A 17,616-nucleotide genomic window follows, 5' to 3' on the forward strand; every position below is an offset into this window, starting at 1 on the left:
CGCCACTCCTTGTCCAGCCGCCACAGCAGCGGCGGCAGCCAGGACGACCGCACTCGGCGACGGTCACCCGCAGTCCGGGCAGCGCCCCGAGGGCGCCCTCGGCGACCAGCGACACCAGCTGGGGACTGCGCGACCTGCCCGTGGGACAGGTAGTCCTGCAGGTAGGTGTGGGTGAACCCGGTCGTGGTCGGGGCGCTGCCGACCCGCCCCAGGCGTGCAGGGTGACGACCAGCCCGGCCGCGGCGGCCCGCGGCGAGGACCGGCCGGAACACCGGGTGACCCCAGCGCAGGTCGTGGCCGCGCACCGGGAGCAGCACCTGCACGAAGCGCGGGTCGTCCGCCCAGTGCTCGATCTCGGCGACGGCCGCCGCCGGGTCACCGAGCGGCACGGCGACCGACCCGCGGCGCGGGGCTCGTGGTCGAGGAACCGCTGCGCGACCCAGGTGTTCACCGCCCGGCACAGGCGGCCTCGAACGCGTGGTTGCGGCTGACGTCGAACGCGGTGGTGCAGGTCAGGATCGCCGTGGTGACCCGTCCGCCACCGGGGGCCGGGGGGTCGAGGACGGCGGCGCGCAGGGTCGCCACGTCGTGTGGAGCGGGGCCCTCGACCATCGCGGGCGGGTAGGCACCGGCCTGGACGGGGTCCACGCGCAGCGCGGCCCCCAGGGCGTAGTCGCGCCAGTAGGGGCTCAGCAGCGGCGAGAGGTCGGCGATCGAGGCCGGTGCGACGTGGGTGTCGGCGTCGAAGAACTCCTCGGCCGGCTCGGCGCTCATTCCTCGCTCCGGTCAGGGTCAGGCCGTAGAGGCGGGCGGCGTTGGCGGCCGCCATCGGCCGGCGAAGCGCCGCGGGCAGCACCCGCAGCGCGGTGATCGGGTCGTCGAAGTCCCAGTGCGGGTAGTCGGAGGAGAACAGGATCCGGTCGGTCATCCCGGTCTGCTCCCAGGTCGTCGCCAGGTGCGCGGGCACCGGCGGCTCGTCGATCGGCTGGGTGGTGAACCAGACCCGCTCGCGCACGATCTCCGACGGGGGACGGGTCAGCCACGGCACGTCGTCGCGGCACAGCTCCCAGGCGTCGTCGAGGCCCCAGAGCAGCGACGGCAGCCAGGACACCCCGCCCTCGACGAGCACGAACTGCAGGTCCGGTACCGCGTCGAGGACGCCGCCGGCGACCAGCCCGGTCAGCGCGACCGCGACCGCGTTGCCGTACCAGGCGTGCTGCTCCAGGTAGAACGACGGCCAGCCGTCGCCGCGGTGGCCCTCGGTGCCGCCGAGGTGGATCGCGACCGGCAGGCCGTGCGCGGCGGCCCGCGGCGGGATCGGCCGGTACTTGGGGTCCGACCATGGCAGGAACGTGCCGCTGGGGAACAGGACCTGCACGAACCGCGGGTCGTCGGCGCGGCGCTCGATCTCGGCGACGGCCTCGGCCGGCGACTCGTGCGGGATGCAGATGCTGGCCCGCAGCCGCGGCTCGGGGTCGAGCCAGTCGGTGACGAGCACGTCGTTGTACGCCCGGCACAGCGCCGCGGCGAACGCGGGCTCCTCGGCGCCCGCGGTGTGCCCCTGCATCGGGATCAGCACCCCGGCGACGACGTCGTAGGGGTCGAGCAGCTGGCTGCGCATCAGATCGAGGTCGCTGCCGGGCGGCCGGGCGGGGCCGCCGGCCGCGTCGGGTGGGCGTCGCGGCGCATGCCGCCGTGCCGGACCCGGGGGTAGACCGCGGGCGGCGGCGCGCCGCGCAGCCCGAACCGGTGCAGACGGCGCCGCCAGGGCTCGGGCAGCGCGGCCGCGAGCCGGTCGGCGGTGACGACCGGGTGGATGTCGGCGTCGACGATCGGGGTCCGGGCGCGGCGCCGGGCCGGGGCCCGGGTGGTGGCCGTGGCGGAGTCGGTGGTGGTCATGACGTCTCCTCGGTGGCGGGGCGACGGCCGGTGTCGATGACCACCCAGCGGTCCTCGACGGTGACCTCGAAGGTCTCGGCGGTGTAGGGGCCGGGTGTCATCCCCGGCGGGCCCGGCTCGACCGACGCCGGGAGGCTGCGGGCGGGGGCGTCGCCGGGCTGGTAGGAGCGGCCGGTGCGCACGTCGTACTCCCAGCCGTGCCAGGGGCAGGCGACGAGCACGTGGTCGTCGTCGAGCCGCACGTCGGCCGGGCCGGTCGCCACAGGGGCCCCGGCGACGGAGCCGCGGCACAGCGGGCCGCCCTGGTGCGGGCAGTGGTCGGCGAGGGCGTAGTAGTCGTCGCCGACCCGGAAGACGCCGATCGAGCGGGTGCCCACCCGCACCACGCGGTGCTCCCCGGGGGCGAGCTCGTCGGCGGGGAGCACGGCGAGCCTCATGTCCCCTCCCCCGCCCGGTGCCCGTCCGCCCGCGCGAGGAGCTCGACGGTGCCCGCGGTGGCGTCGAGCCGGATGCGGTCACCGGTGCGCAGGACCCGCACCGGGTCGACGTCGAGGTCGGCCAGTGCGGGGACGCGGGTGACGACGGCGCCGAGCGCGGCCTTCGTCGTGGTGACCGTGAAGATCATCCCGAGTGGGGCGGTGCCGAGCAGCCGGGTGCTCTGGAAGAACGCCGACCAGCCCGAGGAGCCCTTGCGCCGGGGAACACCAGGATCCGCCCGGTGAAGCAGACACCCTGCAGCGGGTGCCGGGCCTCGACGATCGTCCCGCTCGCCGGGTCGATGCCGCCCCACCCCGAGATCGTCTCCGGCGAGACCAGCGCCTCGCCGGTGACCACACCGGGGACCACGGTGCGGCCCCGCAGGACGGTGCCGACGGTCGCGGTCATCGCAGCTCACCCGACCAGCGACCGGTGACCGCGGCGTGCACGCAGTCCTCGGTGGTGCCGAACCACGCCTCGATCCCGAGGATCGCGGGCAGGTAGTGGGCCTGCTTGGCGGAGTCGGTGGCGAACACCCGCGTGCCCGGCGGGGCGAGGCGGGACATGGCCGGGCACGAGTCGGTGAGCACCTTCGCCCCGGCCGCCTCGATGACGGCGGTGTAGCCGCTGCGCTCGGCGCCCGCGGCCAGCGCCCGCGGCGCCATGATCCACAGCGAGGTGCCGTCGTGCAGGCGGCGGCCGTCGAGGAGCCGGGCGACGTCACGGATCTGGTCGAGCGAGGCGTGCGGGCAGCCGAGCAGGACGAAGTCGACGGACCCGCTGGTGCCCTGGTCGTTGAGCCGGGCGTAGGTGGCGGCCCGCTCGGCGGCGCCGTAGACGACGGCGTCGACCGGGACGCTGCCGCCGAAGGCGGCCTCGACCGTCGGGGCCTCCGGGGTGACCCCGGGGACGTGGTACATCTCGACCCCGCCGGAGGAGGCGGCCGCGGCGCCGAAGTGCTTGAGGTCGGTGAGGTCGGGCAGGGCGAGGTCGCCGGTGACGACCGGGCGGGCCTCCTGCACGACCTCGCCGGTGAAGTAGCCGAGCAGCCCCCAGTCGAGGAACCCGCCGACCGGGGTGTCGACCCGGACCAGGTGGGTGCCACGGCGGTGGGCGTCGTGGTGGTTGCCCCAGCACGGGACGCGTCCGGTGAGGCTCGCCGCGCCGGTGGACGCGGTGCCCTCGCAGTTGGTGCGGGCGCCGAGCACGGAGTTGGCGTAGACGACCGCGGAGGACTCCATCCAGGCGCAGTGCTCGCCGCGGACCGGGAGGTTGCCGACCTGGTACGGCGTGCAGGTGGCGAGGATGGAGACGCCGCGACGGCCGTAGAAGGTCTCGGCGTCGGCCTGCAGCTCCACGAACTCCGCGGGGTAGGGCGCGACGGCGGCCGCATCGGCGCCGAAGCCCTGCTGGAGCTGGCAGGTGGGCACCGCCATCGGCGGGATCTCGTGCGTGGTGTCGCTGTCGAGGTTGATGACGGAGAAGGCGCGGTCCCAGCCGCCCTCGGCGACCAGCCGGGCCTTGAGCGGCGAGGGCTGGGTGGCGGTCCCGGCCACGTTGCGGACCGAGCAGAGCCGCTCCGCGTCCAGCGCCTCGGCGTAGCGGGTGAGCAGGTCCATCGCGGCGGCGACGGCGGGGCCCTCGGCCCCGTCGAGCATCCTGCGGTCGTCGTCGGTGAGTATCACGGAGCGCCTCCGGGCATCGTTGCCTGTCTCCTCGTGGTGGTGGCGGCGGGGCCGGGTCAGCCGTCGACGTTCTCCCGGATCCGGTCGGTGAGGGCACCGGCGGGCACGTCGTGCAGGCTGCCCGCCGGTCCGGCGAGGTCGAGGGCGTGTGCGGCGGCGTGGCCCATCGCCGCGCACGGGCCCATGACGCGCACGCTGGACAGGGCGGCGGCGTCGCCGTCGATGCAGCGGCCCGCGGCGACCAGGTTGGACGCGCCGGCGGCAGCATCGAGCGCAGCGGCACGTAGTGCAGGTGGTCGGCGTCGAAGGTCTCCCAGACGTAGCCGTCGGGGCTGTCGTGCAGCTCGATCGGCCACGCGGTGCGGGCCACGGCGTCGTCGAAGCGGACCCCGGCGCGCACCTCCTCGACGGTCAGCTGGTGGACGGCGGCGATCCAGCGGGTCTGGCGACGGCCGGGCAGCCCGTAGGAGCGCACCGCGGCCTTGCCGAACACCTCGGGGAACTCCGCGCGCAGGAACTCGACGACCCGGTCGGCCTGCGCCTTCCCCTCCAGCTGGGCCTCGGCGGCGGCGAACGGGTCCAGCGGCGCCTCGATGTGGGTCATGTTGAGCACGGCGGTGTCGCGCCCCGGGAAGTAGAACGCCAGGCCGTCGCGGCGGAGCAGGCCGTAGTCGCCCGCCTTGGCCGCGACCCGCTCGGCGAGCTCGGCCGGCTCGGGGGCGGCACTGGCGTCGAGATGCTCGACGACGAGCTGCTGGCTGCCGTAGATCTCCCGGTCGGGCAGCCGGCACTCCAGGCCCGCGTCCCAGGCGAGCGCGGCGTCGCCGCTGGCGTCGACGAATCCGGACGCGGTGACGTCGACGGCGCCGTAGCGGGTGGCGAGGCGGGCGCCGAGGACACGGTCGCCGTCGCGCTCGACGCCGGTGAGGGTGGCGTTGGTGAGGACCCTGATGCCGTGGGCGCGGACGGTGTCCTCGACCCAGCGGCCCAGGCGCACCTCGTCGTAGCCGACGGTGAGGGTGTGGCCGGAGCGGCGGAACAGGTCGCCGCTCGCCTCGAGGTCGGGGAACAGGGAGTCGAACAGCCCGTGGGTCAGCTGCCGGAACTCCGGACCGTTGCCGTAGACCCCGCAGAACAGCCCGATCAGCGAGTTCACCATCTGCCCGCCGAGGACGGGGGCGGCGTCGACGAGGACGACGTCGCGGCCGAGGCGGGCGGACTCGACGGCGGCGGACAGGCCGGCGATGCCGGAGCCGACGACGCAGACGTCGGCGGTCACCGCGTGCTCGGCCGCGTCGTCGGCGCGCAGTGGGGCGTCCCGGGTCACGGTGTGGACCGGCAGGGGCGTCAGCGGGTGAGGCATGGCTCACACACTAGGAACGGCGCGCACCGTCCCGGAAATAGAACGTTCGCCTGCCGGACCATCGACCGGACGAATAGTGGCAGCTCTACAGGGTGGCCGACAGCTCGACGAGGAGCTCGCGCAACCACTGGTGGGCCGGGTCCGGGTCGAGGTCGGTGTGCCACCAGAGGCGCTCGCGGATCGGTCCGGGGTCCCCGGGGCAGGGCAGCACGACCAGCCCGAGGCCGTCGGCGACCTGGCGGGCGAGCCGCTCCTGCAGCAGCGCGACGCGGTTGGTGCCGACGACCATGTACGGCACCGACAGGTAGCTCTCGACCCGCACCCGGATGTCGGGCTCGACGCCGAGGCGGGCGAGCTGGCGGGTCATCGGCGCCGCCGCCGACATGCCCCGGTCCGGGGCGAACGGGACCACCCAGGGCATCGCGGCGAGCTCGTCGAGGTCCAGGGTCGGGTCCGGCCCGGCGGCGACCGGGTTGGCGGCGTCGACGACGCAGACCCAGCGGTCGTCGAACAGGGCGGTGGAGCGCAGCTCGGGTCGTTCGAAGCGGGCGGCGGGCGGGGCGATGAGCCCGTCGATGAGCCGGATGGTCTCGCCGATGTCGGCGGAGAACGACTCGCGGACCAGCCGTAGCCGCAGCTCGACGCCGGGGGCGCGCCGGGCCGCCGCCGCGGACAGCGCGGGCCCGAGGACGGCGACGGTGTAGTCGGCGACGAGCAGGGTGAACCCGCGCCGGGCCGTCGACGGGTCGAAGCCGTGGCCGGTGCCGAACAGCCGCTCGGCGGCCGAGCAGACGCCCTCCACCTGGTCGACGAGCTGCGCGGCGAGCGGGGTGAGCACGTAGCCGCCGGGATGGCGGGACAGCAGCTCGTCGTCGAAGTGACGGCGCAGCCGGGACAGGGCCGCGCTGGCGGCCGGCTGGGAGATGCCGATCCGGGCGGCGGCCCGGGTGACGTTGCGTTCACGCAGCAGCTCGCGCAGCGAGACGAGCAGGTTGAGGTCGAGGTTCGCCAGCCGGACCGACGGTGGGTGCGGCGGGACCGTCACGACCGGCCGCTGACAGCGACGACGACGGCGGTCACACCGGAGGTGCGGCCGAGGGCGCGGTGCAGGACGGCGACGGTGGTCACGGCGCTGCAGGCTAGCCGCTCACCCCGTCCGGAGCATCCGCCCGCTCGCCGGGCCGCCCACCTCGCGACCCGCCCCGGCGGAACGCGCTGGGGGTGACGCCGCGGACCCGGGCGAACGCCGCGCTGAAGCCGAACGGGTCGGCGTACCCGACACGGCGCGCGATGCCGGCCAGCGTCGCGTCGGGCTCGGCGAGCAGCAGGTCCGCGGCCAGGGTCATCCGCCAGCCGGTGAGGTAGGTCAGCGGCGGCTCGCCGACCCGGTCGGTGAACCGCTTGGCCAGCGTCGCCCGGGACACCCCGGTGGCGGCGGCGAGCCCGGCGACGGTCCAGGCCGCGGCGGGGTCGGCGTGCAGCAGCCGCAGCGCCCGCCCGACCACCGGGTCGTGCTGGGCGGCCCACCAGCGCGGGCGGCTGCCGTCGGCCCGGTCGAACCACTCGCGCAGGGTGCAGACCAGCAGCCAGTCCAGGAGCCGGTCGAGCACGACCTGCTGCCCCGGCGCGTCGACGGCGACCTCGGCGGCCACGTGGTCGAGCACCGTGTCCCCGCTGCCCCCGGCGCCGACCCGCAGGACCGGCGGGAGCGCGTCGAGCAGCCGGGCGCCGACCTCGCCCCCGGCCACGGAGGCCGCGGTGATCAGAGTGCTCGCGTCGCTGTCCGGTGCCGGCGCCGGGTCGCGCCAGCCGAGCCGGTGGCGGGTGCCGCCCTGCTCGGGCGTCGCGCAGTCCACACCGCAGACGATCGGCTCGGCCGGGGTGGCGACCTCGTCGACCACGTGGAACCCGGCGGGCCCGCGTACGACGGCGGTCTCCCCCGCGGTGAGCCGCACCGGGTCGGCGCCGGGCACGACGATCCACCCCGCGCCGGTGAGCAGCGCGCACAGGGTCAGCGGTGCGCCGTCGACGAAGTGCAGCGACCAGGGCGGGTCAGGGTGGTGCTGCCGAACAGCGAGCCGTGCGAGCGCAGCCCGCGGACGAGGTCGCCGAAGGGGTCCACCGCACCGAGGTTAGACGATCGGACAGGAGATCCGGTGTCTCACCCATGTCGTCGTCCGCGTCGTGCTGGTGTCGTGGACGCCATGCCCACCACCGACATCCGCACGGCACTGACCGACGACGACCGCGCCTTCCTCGCCCGCCCCTTGCACGGCTTCCTCAGAGCGTGTTTGGAAATGGTGGGTGTGTCGGGATGGTCGACACGGCTGGGGTGCTCCATCGTGGTCGGCATGCAGGAACGACCGCGCCGGTACCCCTCGGACACCAGTGATGCCCAGTGGGTGGTGATCGAGCCGTTGTTACCGCCGCTCGCGCGGCGGGGGCGGCCTGTTGCTCATGCTCGTCGGGACGTGCTGGACGCGATCTTGTATGTCGTGCGGACCGGGTGTGCCTGGCGGGCGTTGCCGGTGGACTTCCCGCCCTGGCAGACCGTCTACTGGTACTTCAACCAGTGGGAACAGCAGAAGGTCACCGAGAAGATCCTCCCGGTCGTGCGGGGGCAGTTACGTATCGCCGAGGGCCGTGATCCGGAGCCGAGTGCGGGGATCATCGATTCCCAGTCGGTCAAGGGCGCCGACACCGTCGGCCAGGACTCCCGCGGCTACGACGCCGGGAAGAAGACAGGCGGACGGAAACGGTTCATCGTGACCGACACCCTCGGTCTGCTGCTGACCACGATGGTGTGCTCGGCCTCGGTACAGGACCGCGACGGCGCCAAGCCGATCCTGCTCAACCTCTACCTGCGCACCAGGGTGCGGTTCGTCTACGCCGACGCCGGCTCCGCCGGGCGACTGCTCGACTGGGCCGCCACGATCCTGCAGACAACGATCGAGATCATCCGCAAGCCACCCGAGCAGCGCGGATTCACCGTCCTCCCACGAAGGTGGGTGGTCGAACGGACCCTGGCCTGGCTCACCGCACACCGACGCCTGGCCCGAGACTACGAACGCCACCCCACCACATCCGAAGCCATGATCCGCTGGGCCGCGATCAACACCATCACCCGCCGCATCGCCCGTGGATACCCCGCCACCCGCCAGCAGAAACACACGACACCCTCAACCCACTAGAATTTCCAAACACGCTCTGAGCCAGTTCCTGCTCGGCTCGACACTCGGGTTCGGGATGGGGTTCTGGGACGCCTTCCTCGCCTTCACCCTCGGCGCGGTGATCCTGGAGCTGGTCTCGATCGGCGTCGGGATCATCGGCTGCAAGGAGGGCCTGAACACCTCGCTGCTGGCCCGCTGGACCGGCTTCGGTCACGGCGGCAGCGCACTGATCGGTGTCGCGATCGGGGTGAGCCTCGTCGGCTGGTTCGGCGTCCAGTCCGGGGTCTCGGCCGAGGGACTGGTCTCGCTGGTCGGCGTGCTGCCGGTCTGGGCGTGGTCGCTGGTGTTCGGCCTGGTCGTCACCATGATCGTGCTGTGGGGCTTCGGCTCGATGCAGTGGGTCGCCTACGTGACGGTGCCGGCCTTCCTGGTGCTGGTCGGCTGGTCGATCGGCAGCGCCCTGCTCGGCCACGACGTCGGCGCGCTCATGGTGAGCCCGCCGCCGGGGCCGTCGATCTCGCTGGTCGAGGGCACGACGCTGGTCGCGGGCGGCTTCATCGTCGGGGCGATCATCACCCCGGACATGACCCGGTTCAACCGGACCTCCGCCGACGTGGTCAAGCAGACCGTCGTCGGGTTCACCCTCGGCGAGTACGTGATCGGCATGTCCGGTGTGCTGCTCGCACACGCCATCCGGTCCGACGACATCATCACCATCGTCACGTCGTCGGTCGGCTGGGTCGGCACGCTGATCATCATCCTCGGCACCCTCAAGATCAACGACTGGAACCTCTACTCGGCCGGGCTGGGCGTGGTGAACTTCGTCGGCAGCGTCCTGGGGCGCACCGTCAGCCGCCCGATGGTCACCCTCGCGCTCGGCGTCGTCGGCTCGCTGCTGGCCGCGGGCGGCATCCTCGACCTGTTCACCGGGTTCCTGTCGGTGCTGGGCGTGGTGTTCCCGCCGATCGCCGGGATCATGGTCGCCGAGTACTTCGTGGTGAAGCGCTGGCGCGGTGACCTGGAGGCCGCGCGGACCACCGGTGCGCTGCCCGTCACCTCACCGACCTGGGTGCCGGCGACGCTGGTCATCTGGGCCGCGTCGGCCCTGCTCGGCGGTCTCGTCGACGCCGGGCTGCCCAGCGTGAACTCGATCGTGGCCGCCTCCGTGCTCTACGTCCTCGCCGGGCGGCTCGGGCTGCTCCGCGGGATCGGCGTCAGCCGCACCGAACGGCCGGACGTGGTCCCGGCCCCCGCCGTCACGTCCTGACCCGCACTCCGCGCCGCCCGTCCGCGATCCCGCGGGCGGGCGGCGCGGCACCACCGAAGGAGCACTCCATGCGCATCGGCATCGACGTCGGCGGCACCAACACCGACGCCGTCCTGCTCGACGACGCCCCGGCCGGCGGGGTCCGGGTACTGGCCGCCGTCAAGTCCGCGACCACCGACGACGTCACCTCCGGCATCGTCGGCGCGCTCACCGGCCTGCAGGCCGACCACCCGTTCTCCCCCACCGACGTCGACGCCGTGATGATCGGGACGACGCACTTCGTCAACGCCCTGGTCGAGGCCCGCCGCCTCGCCCCCACCGCGGCGCTGCGCCTGGGCCTGCCCGCCACCGCGGCGCTGCCGCCGATGGTCGACTGGCCGCAGCGGCTGGTCGACGCGATCGCCGGGCGCGGCTACCTCGCCCACGGCGGCCACGAGTTCGACGGCCGCCGGATCTCCCCGCTCGACCCGGACGAGCTGCGCCGCCACGCCGCGGACATGGCCGCGCACGGCGTCCGCTCGGTCGCGATCTCCTCGGTGTTCTCCCCGGTCACCAGCGAGTGCGAGCTGGCCGCGGCGGAGATCATCGCCGAGGAGCTGGGCCAGGACGTCCCGATCTCGCTGTCCCACGAGATCGGTCGGGTCGGGCTGCTGGAGCGGGAGAACGCGACGATCGTCAACGCCGCGCTGCGCGAGCTCGCCGCGCACATCGTCGACGCGCTCGCCGGGGCGGTGCAGGGCCAGGGCATCACCGCGCCGCTGTACCTGTCGCAGAACGACGGCACCCTGATGGACGTCGGCTACACCCGTCGCTACCCGGTGGCGACGTTCGCCTCGGGTCCGACCAACTCGATGCGCGGAGCCGCCGTGCTGTCCGGGCTGGGCACCTGCGCGGTCGTCGACGTCGGCGGCACCACCTCCGACGTCGGTGTGCTGACCGCCGGCTTCCCGCGGGAGGCCGCCGTCGAGGTCAGCGTGGCCGGGGTGCGCACCAACTTCCGGATGCCCGACGTGCTCAGCGTCGGCATCGGCGGCGGCTCCCTGGTCCGCACCGGCGAGCCCGGACGGTCCGAGGGGCCCACCGTCGGCCCGGACTCTGTCGGCTACCGGCTCACCGAGCGGGCGCTGGTGTTCGGCGGCGACACCCTGACCGCGACCGACATCGCCGTCGCGGCGGGCCGGGCCGACATCGGCGACCGCTCCCTGGTCGCCGGGCTGTCCCGGGAGCTGGTGACCGCGGCGCTGGACCGGATCGCCACCGACGTCGCCGACGTCGTGGACCGGATGCGGATCTCCGCCGACCCACTGCCGGTGGTCGCCGGCGGCGGCGGCTCGGTGCTGCTGCCCGACGCCTTCCCCGGGCTGGGCGCGGTGCACCGCCCGGAGAACTTCGCCGTCGCCAACGCGATCGGCGCGGCGATCGCGCAGGTCGGTGGGGAGGTCGACCGGGTGTACGCGATCGAGCCGGGACGCCGCGACGCCGTCGTCGACGCCGCCAAGCAGGAGGCGGTCGACCGTGCGGTCGCCTCCGGCGCCGACCCCGGCTCCGTCGCGCTCGTCGACTTCGACGAGGTCCCCATTCCCTACCTGCCCGGCAACGCGACCCGCATCCGCGCCAAGGCGGTCGGCGACCTGCGTCTGGAGCGGAGGGTGACCCGGTGACCGGCGTGCTGACCGTCGAGGACCTGCCCGCGCTCGCCCGCGGTGCCGCGCTGCTGGGGACCGGCGGCGGTGGTGACCCCTACCTGGGCCGGCTGCTGGCCGAGCGGGCGCTGCGCGAGCACGGGCCGGTGCCGCTCGTCGACCCCGCCGACCTGCCCGACGACGCCGCCGTGTTCGTCGTCGCGCAGATGGGGGCGCCGACGGTGAGCGTGGAGAAGCTGCCCGCCTACGACGAGATCGGCCGCGCGGTCACCGCGCTCGCCGGGCACCTGGGGGTCACCCCCACCCACGTCGCGTGCATCGAGGCCGGCGGCATCAACTCCACGATCCCGGTGGCCGGTGCGGCGATGCTCGGGCTGCCGCTGGTCGACGGCGACGGCATGGGCCGGGCGTTCCCCGAGCTGCAGATGGTGCTGCCCGGCATCGCCGGCGTCCCCGCCACCCCGATGTCGATCACCGACGAGCAGGGCAACACCGGCGTCCTGCACTGCCCCACCGCGAAGTGGGCCGAGGACCTCGCCCGCTCCATGACGATCACCATGGGCTGCACCGCGATCATCTCGAACTACCCGATGACCGGGGCCCGGGCGCGGGAGACGATGATCCGCGGCACCCTCGGGCTCTGCGTGCGCATCGGGCGTGCCATCGCCGGGGCCCGGGCCGGGTTCACCGACCCGGTCGCCGCGGCCGCCGCCGAGATCGGCGGACGCGTGGTGCACACCGGGAAGATCGTCGACGTGCAGCGGCGCACCACCACCGGGTTCGCCCGCGGGACGGCGACGCTGTCCGGCGGGTGCGTGCTGCACTTCCAGAACGAGCACCTGATCGCCGAGGTCGACGGCGCGACGGTCGTCACCACCCCGGACCTGATCATGGTGCTGGACACCGCGACCGGGGAGCCGGTGACCACCGAGGGGCTGCGCTTCGGGCACCGCGTCAGCGTGCTCGCCGCCCCCGCGGACCCGCGCTGGCACACCCCGGAGGCGATCGCCGTCGTCGGACCGCGGTACTTCGGCTACGACACCGACCCGGTACGGGTCGCAGGCGACACCGACCCCGTGCGGGTCCACGACACCGTGACGGACGGAGCGCCGGTATGAGCTGGACCCTGACCCCCGACGACCTGGCCGACCTCGCCCGCGGCGCCGCGCTGCTCGGGACCGGCGGCGGCGGGGACCCCTACATCGGGCGGCTCATGGTGGAGCAGGCGATGCGCGAGCACGGGCCGGTCACCGTGCTCGATCCGGCCGATCCGGCCGACCTGCCGGAGGAGATGTTCGTCATCGCGACGGCGATGATGGGCGCGCCCACGGTGATGATCGAGAAGATCCCGCGCGGCGACGAGCCGGTGCTCGCCCTGCGCCGCCTGGAGCAGCACCTCGGGCGCACCGCGGACGCGACCATCCCGATGGAGTGCGGCGGCATCAACTCGATGATCCCGCTGCTCGTCGCGGCACGGACCGGGCTGCCGGTGATCGACGGCGACGGCATGGGCCGGGCGTTCCCGGAGCTGCAGATGGAGACCTTCGGGGTGTACGGCGTGCCCGGGTCCCCGATGGTCGTCGCCGGGGACCACGGCGAGTCGGTGCTCATCGACACCGGCACCGACAACCACCGCATGGAGCACCTCGCGCGGGGCGCCGCCATCCGGATGGGCGGGTCCGCGCTGATCGCGGAGTACCCGATGTCCGGCGCCGACGTGCGCCGCACCGCGATCCCGCACACCCTCACCCTGGCGCTGCGGCTGGGCCGGGCGATCCGGGAGGCGCGCGAGCAGCTCGGGGACCCGGTCGCGGCGATCGCCGACACGCTCGCGCCGACGCTCTACCGGCACCTGCGGGTGCTGTTCGCCGGTAAGGTCACCGACGTCGAGCGGCGCACGGTCGACGGGTTCGCCCGCGGCACCGCCCGGTTCACCGCGTTCGACGGCGGCTCGGAGCTCCGCACGGTCTTCCAGAACGAGACCCTGGTCGCCACCGTCGACGACACCACCGTCGCGGTCGTCCCGGACCTCATCTGCGTGCTCGAGGCCGAGTCCGGGGAGCCGATCACCACCGAGGCGCTGCGCTACGGCCAGCGCGTCGTCGTGGTGGGGATCTCCACCCCGGACATGATGCGCACGCCGGAGGCCCTCGCCGTGTTCGGGCCGGCCTGCTTCGGTCTGGACGTGGAGTTCGTACCGCTGGAGGCGGTCCCCCGGGGAGCGGGCGCCACGGACCGGGTCTGACCTGGCAGCATCCCCGGCGTGGAGGTGACCGCAGGCGACGTCGACGCCCTCGTCACCGGGGTGCAGCTGCTGGGCTCCGGCGGGGGCGGCGACGCCCGGGTGTACGCCCACGTGCTGCGGTCGGTGCTGGCGGCGGGCCCGGTCCGGCTGCACTCCCCGGCGGAGCTCGGCGACGCCCCGGTCGTGCCGGTCGGGATGCTCGGCGGCACCCGGGTGCTGGGCGAGAAGCTGCCCTCGGGCGACGAGCTGCCCGCGGCCGTGCGCGCTCTGGTCCGCTGGACCGGGGTCACCCCGGCCGCGGTCATGCCGTTCGAGGCGGCCGGGCTGAACGGTGTGCTGCCGCTGCCGCTGGCCCACCAGCTGGGGCTGCCGCTGGTCGACGCCGACCTGATGGGGCGCGCGCTGCCGCGGGTCGACCAGCTGACCCGGGTCGTCGCCGGGGGCGCGGTGACGCCGATGGCGCTGGCCGAGCCGGCCGGGCAGACCGTCGTCGTCGACGGCGGGGACGCGGTGTCGACCGAGCTGACCGTGCGGGCGTTCGTCGCCCAGGCGGGCGGCTGGGCCGGGACGGTGATGGCGCCCGCACCGGCCTCGGCCGCGCTCGGCGACGCCTGTCTGGGCACGCTGGGCCGCGCGCTGGGGCTGGGTCGCGTGCACGCCGGGCTGGGTGACACCCCGGCGCCCGCCCGTGTCGCCGACGCGCTCGGCGGGCAGCCGCTCGGCGGCGGCCGGGTGGTGGACGTGCGCCGCTCCCCCGTCGGCCGGTTCGGCCGGGCCGCGGTCACCGTCGACGCACCGGGCACGGGTGTCCTGCGGATCGAGGCGGAGAACGAGTACCTGCTCGTGCTCGCCGACGGCGAGACGGTGGCCGCGTCGCCGGAGGTGATCGGGCTGCTGGACCGTCGCTCGGCCGCGCCGATCGCCGCCGATGCCGTCCGCGCCGGCGACGACGTGCTGGTCCTGGTGCTGCCCGCGCCGCCGTGGTGGGCGGCCCGCCCGGATGCTGCGGTCCACGTCGGTCCGCAGGCGTTCGGGCTCGGACCGCCCACGGCCCGCGGCGGGGCGGCACCGTCCGGGACGGGGGCGGGGCGGTGAGCGGCGGGCTGGGTCTGTCCGGGCTGCTCGCCCATCCCGACTGGGCCGCGGTGCGCTCGCTGGGCGGTCCCGTCCCGGACGGCGCCACGGTCGAGCGGGTGGTCACCGTCGCCGACCTGCACGCCGACCCGGGTGAGGTGCGGGCGGCGTTGCTGACGGTCGCGGTGTCCGCGCCGCGCGAGGACTGGCACCTGGACGTGCTGTTGCGCCGCGCCGTCGCGGCCGGGGCCGTCGCGGTGCTGCTCGCCGGGGACGCACCGTTGCACCCGGCGAGCCGGCTGCTCGCCGGGCGGATGGGGCTGCCGGTGCTCGGCACACCGGACGCGCTGGCCGCCGCGCTGACCGCGACCCGGCTGCTGCAGGAGCCCGACCAGGTGGTCGCGGCACTCGTCGGTCGGACGGCGGCGGTGTGCGGGGTCCCGCACGGCGGCGTCGACGACCTCGTCGCGGACCTGGCCCGGACCTGGCGGCGGCCGGTGTGGCTGCTCGACCCGGGCGGCTCGGTCGTCGCGGGCGCGGATCCGGCGGGCCCCGCGCCCCCGCCGCCGGCCGCCGGGTCGGCGCTGCTGGAGGTGGCGTTCGGTCCGGGCCAGCCGGACGGCCGCCTGGCCGTCACCGAGCCGGAGGGGGTGCCCGCCGAGACCGCGGCGCTGCGGGCGGCGCTGGCCGTCGCCGCGAACTCGGTCCGTCAGCGGCTCGCCGAGCAGCGGCTCACCGTGGAGCGCGACGCGCGGCTGCGGACGGCGCTGCTCGCCGAGATCCTGCAGGCCGGGGACCCGCTCCCCGCCGGGCTGCGACGCCGGGCGCTCGACGCGGGCTGGTCGCTCGACGGCTGGCACGCGGGCCTGCGGATCGACGTGCCGTCCTCGGTGGACGTCGTCGCGGCCCGGGAGCAGGTGCTGCGGGCGGTGGAGACGGCGCGGCTGCGGGCGGTCGTCGTCGAACAGGGGCCGGGGTGGAACGCCTGGACGACGTTCGACCACGAGCCCGTCGCCGGCGAGCTGCAGCAGCACGCGACGGCCGCGCGGCGCACCCAGTGGTTGCTGCGGGAGTCCCTGCCGACCTCGACCGGGGTGGGACGGGTGCACCGCGGGGCGGGCGGGCTGGCCCGGACCCTCGGCGAGGCCGGGGACGCGGCCCGGCTCGCGGCCGAACGCACGACCAGCGGCCGGTTCGTCCACGTCGACCGGCTCGGCCTGGGGGCGCTGCTGCTGGCCTGGACCCGCACCGACACCTTCCTACCCGCCGCCAGGTCGATGCTGGAGCCCTTGCAGGGCAGGCCCGGGGACCTGCTGACGACGCTGACCGCCTACCTGGACGCCGAGTCGTCGCTGACCGAGACCGCGGCGGTGCTCGGGGTGCACCGCAACACCGTCGCGACCCGGATCGAGCGGGTACGGCACGTGCTCGGCGTCGACCTCGCCGACCCGGACGAGCGCCTCGCCCTGCACCTGGCGTGCCGCAGCGTGCTGTTCCACAGCTGAACGCGGCTACGGCCGGAGGATGCGGCACCCCGTGGCGAGGGCGGTCACTCGTCGGCGCGGCGGGCGAAGCGGAACGGCCGGTCGACCCACTCGGCGTCGACCGGCCGCGGGTCGAACTCCCCGGCCAGGACCGCGCGGGCCGCGAGCAGCCCGGCGCAGGACACCGCGTTCACGATCTCGCCGGAGAACACCATCCCGAGCGCCTCGGCGATCGGGATCCAGCGCAGCTCCAGGTCGGCCTCCTCGTCGTCGCCCAGGTCGGGGCGGGGCTTCTCGACGAGGTCGCGCGCCAGGAAGATGCGGACCGACTCGTCGGAGAACCCGGGCGAGGGCACGACGTCGAGCAGCACCGACCAGTCGCGCGCCGACAGCCCGGCCTCCTCGGTCAGCTCCCGGTCCGCGGTGACCGCGGGGTCCTCCCCCGCCACGTCGAGCAGGCCTGCGGGGAGCTCCCACAGCCGTCGCCGGACGGCGTGGCGGTACTGGTGCAGCATCCGGACCCGCCCGGACTCGTCGACCGCGACGACGGCGACCGCGCCCGGGTGCTCCAGGATCTCGCGGGTCGCGACCCGGCCGCCGGGCATGACGACGCGGTCGGACCGCAGCGCCATGACACGACCGGAGTAGATGTCGGTGGCCGAGCGGACCGGGAAGTCGTGCTCACCGGGGCGGGTCACCGGGCCACCGCCCGGCGGGTGCGCAGTTCGATCACCCGTCGGACAGTAGTCGCCGGGCCCCGCCTGTGCGGGGCGCGCGGGCCGTACGGGCCGCGCCCCGCGCCCGGCGGCAGGGCACCCGACCGGCGGACCGGACCGCACCACCGGCGGCGGCCCGGTCCGGTCGGGGTCAGCGGACGGAGGTGCTCTCGGCCGGGGCCACGCCGTTGCCGCCCGCACCGACGGCGACGTCGTCGCCCTCGACCGTCTCGGCGTCGTCGGCGTCGGTGTTGTCCCGGCCGGGCAGGTGCACCGGCAGCCGGTCCTCGGCCCGGTAGCGCAGGGCCGCCTTCACGAACGCCGCGAACAGCGGGTGCGGCCGGGTCGGGCGGCTCTTGAGCTCCGGGTGCGCCTGGGTCCCGACGAAGAACGGGTGCTGCGACGACGGCAGTTCCACGAACTCCACCAACGTGCCGTCCGGGGAGGCCCCGAACACCAGGCCCGCCTCGGTGAGCTGCTGCCGGTAGGCGTTGTTGACCTCGAAGCGGTGCCGGTGCCGCTCGGAGATCTCGCGCGTCCCGTAGGCCTTCGCCGCGACCGAGCCGGGCTGCAGCACCGCCGGGTATGCGCCC

16 protein-coding genes and 3 pseudogenes are annotated in these 17,616 nt (G+C 75.0%); 7 read left to right on the top strand and 12 right to left on the bottom strand.

Annotated features, from left to right (window positions below):
- The 10 genes and pseudogenes from KPL57_RS25200 to KPL57_RS25235 all read right to left on the bottom strand — a co-directional run.
- Positions 1 to 1,621: amidohydrolase family protein (locus KPL57_RS25200; RefSeq protein ID WP_264198526.1), on the bottom strand; the 1,621-nt coding region annotated here is incomplete at its 3' end.
- Positions 1,621 to 1,899 (bottom strand): hypothetical protein, encoded by a 279-nt coding sequence (locus KPL57_RS25205; protein WP_226353420.1) that lies wholly within the window; start codon positions 1,897 to 1,899, stop codon positions 1,621 to 1,623. The genes KPL57_RS25205 and KPL57_RS25200, both read right to left, overlap by 1 nt.
- Positions 1,896 to 2,336 carry a Rieske (2Fe-2S) protein gene (locus tag KPL57_RS25210; protein ID WP_226353421.1) on the bottom strand — a complete coding sequence of 147 codons (441 nt, stop codon included), beginning with the start codon at positions 2,334 to 2,336 and terminating at the stop codon, positions 1,896 to 1,898. The genes KPL57_RS25205 and KPL57_RS25210 overlap by 4 nt, the downstream gene beginning before the upstream one ends.
- Positions 2,333 to 2,524 carry a hypothetical protein gene (locus tag KPL57_RS25215; protein ID WP_308252995.1) on the bottom strand — a complete coding sequence of 64 codons (192 nt, stop codon included), beginning with the start codon at positions 2,522 to 2,524 and terminating at the stop codon, positions 2,333 to 2,335. Before KPL57_RS25215 ends, KPL57_RS25210 begins: the two co-directional genes overlap by 4 nt.
- Positions 2,521 to 2,784 carry an aconitase X swivel domain-containing protein gene (locus KPL57_RS67225; RefSeq protein ID WP_264198533.1) on the bottom strand — a complete coding sequence of 88 codons (264 nt, stop codon included), beginning with the start codon at positions 2,782 to 2,784 and terminating at the stop codon, positions 2,521 to 2,523. Before KPL57_RS67225 ends, KPL57_RS25215 begins: the two co-directional genes overlap by 4 nt.
- Positions 2,781 to 4,061, bottom strand: a complete 1,281-nt coding sequence (locus KPL57_RS25220; protein ID WP_226353422.1) for an aconitase X catalytic domain-containing protein — start codon at positions 4,059 to 4,061, stop codon at positions 2,781 to 2,783. Before KPL57_RS25220 ends, KPL57_RS67225 begins: the two co-directional genes overlap by 4 nt.
- Positions 4,062 to 4,117: 56 nt before the next feature.
- A complete protein-coding gene (locus tag KPL57_RS70185; RefSeq protein WP_308252996.1) occupies positions 4,118 to 4,417 on the bottom strand; it encodes an FAD-dependent oxidoreductase in 300 nt (99 codons plus the stop codon).
- Positions 4,381 to 5,424, bottom strand: a pseudogene (locus tag KPL57_RS25225) (FAD-dependent oxidoreductase); the annotation flags it as partial. The gene KPL57_RS70185 and the pseudogene KPL57_RS25225, both read right to left, overlap by 37 nt.
- A gap of 85 nt (positions 5,425 to 5,509) precedes the next feature.
- The gene (locus tag KPL57_RS25230; protein WP_020624605.1) at positions 5,510 to 6,469 is read right to left on the bottom strand and encodes a LysR family transcriptional regulator; all 960 of its coding nucleotides are present in this window, start codon (positions 6,467 to 6,469) and stop codon (positions 5,510 to 5,512) included.
- Between the two features lie 94 nt (positions 6,470 to 6,563).
- Positions 6,564 to 7,546: pseudogene (locus tag KPL57_RS25235) on the bottom strand (AraC family transcriptional regulator).
- Between the two features lie 175 nt (positions 7,547 to 7,721).
- Here KPL57_RS25235 and KPL57_RS25240 point away from each other — a divergent pair.
- The 7 genes and pseudogenes from KPL57_RS25240 to KPL57_RS25270 form a co-directional block, all read left to right on the top strand.
- Positions 7,722 to 8,631, top strand: a pseudogene (locus tag KPL57_RS25240) (IS5 family transposase); the annotation flags it as partial.
- 12 nt (positions 8,632 to 8,643) lie between these two features.
- A complete protein-coding gene (locus tag KPL57_RS25245) occupies positions 8,644 to 9,861 on the top strand; it encodes a cytosine permease (protein WP_264198531.1) in 1,218 nt (405 codons plus the stop codon).
- A gap of 68 nt (positions 9,862 to 9,929) precedes the next feature.
- Positions 9,930 to 11,522, top strand: coding sequence for a hydantoinase/oxoprolinase family protein (locus KPL57_RS25250; RefSeq protein ID WP_226353425.1), 1,593 nt, complete (start codon positions 9,930 to 9,932; stop codon positions 11,520 to 11,522).
- Positions 11,519 to 12,622, top strand: a complete 1,104-nt coding sequence (locus KPL57_RS25255) for a DUF917 domain-containing protein (RefSeq protein ID WP_226353426.1) — start codon at positions 11,519 to 11,521, stop codon at positions 12,620 to 12,622. The genes KPL57_RS25250 and KPL57_RS25255 overlap by 4 nt, the downstream gene beginning before the upstream one ends.
- On the top strand, positions 12,619 to 13,749 hold the full coding sequence (locus KPL57_RS25260) for a DUF917 domain-containing protein (protein WP_226353427.1): 1,131 nt from the start codon (positions 12,619 to 12,621) through the stop codon (positions 13,747 to 13,749). The genes KPL57_RS25255 and KPL57_RS25260 overlap by 4 nt, the downstream gene beginning before the upstream one ends.
- A gap of 18 nt (positions 13,750 to 13,767) precedes the next feature.
- A complete protein-coding gene (locus KPL57_RS25265) occupies positions 13,768 to 14,844 on the top strand; it encodes a DUF917 domain-containing protein (RefSeq protein ID WP_226353428.1) in 1,077 nt (358 codons plus the stop codon).
- Positions 14,841 to 16,328: a CdaR family transcriptional regulator gene (locus tag KPL57_RS25270; RefSeq protein WP_226353429.1), complete on the top strand. Its 1,488-nt coding sequence runs from the start codon at positions 14,841 to 14,843 to the stop codon at positions 16,326 to 16,328. Before KPL57_RS25265 ends, KPL57_RS25270 begins: the two co-directional genes overlap by 4 nt.
- A gap of 44 nt (positions 16,329 to 16,372) precedes the next feature.
- On the opposite strand, the gene KPL57_RS25275 is transcribed toward KPL57_RS25270, so the two are convergent.
- Both KPL57_RS25275 and KPL57_RS25280 read right to left on the bottom strand, forming a co-directional pair.
- Positions 16,373 to 17,005 (bottom strand): NUDIX hydrolase, encoded by a 633-nt coding sequence (locus KPL57_RS25275; RefSeq protein ID WP_020623249.1) that lies wholly within the window; start codon positions 17,003 to 17,005, stop codon positions 16,373 to 16,375.
- A 169-nt stretch (positions 17,006 to 17,174) separates the two neighbouring features.
- Positions 17,175 to 17,616: gamma-glutamyl-gamma-aminobutyrate hydrolase family protein (locus KPL57_RS25280; RefSeq protein ID WP_226353430.1), on the bottom strand; the 442-nt coding region annotated here is incomplete at its 5' end.

It is taken from the genome of Pseudonocardia sp. ICBG601 (assembly GCF_020496245.1).

What these genes read in the sequence shown, in the direction of transcription:
- KPL57_RS25205 (WP_226353420.1), bottom strand. Translation starts at nt 1,899, where the DNA reads ATGACCACCACCGACTCCGCCACGGCCACCACCCGGGCCCCGGCCCGG.
- KPL57_RS25210 (WP_226353421.1), bottom strand. Translation starts at nt 2,336, where the DNA reads ATGAGGCTCGCCGTGCTCCCCGCCGACGAGCTCGCCCCCGGGGAGCAC.
- KPL57_RS25215 (WP_308252995.1), bottom strand. Translation starts at nt 2,524, where the DNA reads ATGATCTTCACGGTCACCACGACGAAGGCCGCGCTCGGCGCCGTCGTC.
- KPL57_RS67225 (WP_264198533.1), bottom strand. Translation starts at nt 2,784, where the DNA reads ATGACCGCGACCGTCGGCACCGTCCTGCGGGGCCGCACCGTGGTCCCC.
- KPL57_RS25250 (WP_226353425.1), top strand. Translation starts at nt 9,930, where the DNA reads ATGCGCATCGGCATCGACGTCGGCGGCACCAACACCGACGCCGTCCTG.
- KPL57_RS25260 (WP_226353427.1), top strand. Translation starts at nt 12,619, where the DNA reads ATGAGCTGGACCCTGACCCCCGACGACCTGGCCGACCTCGCCCGCGGC.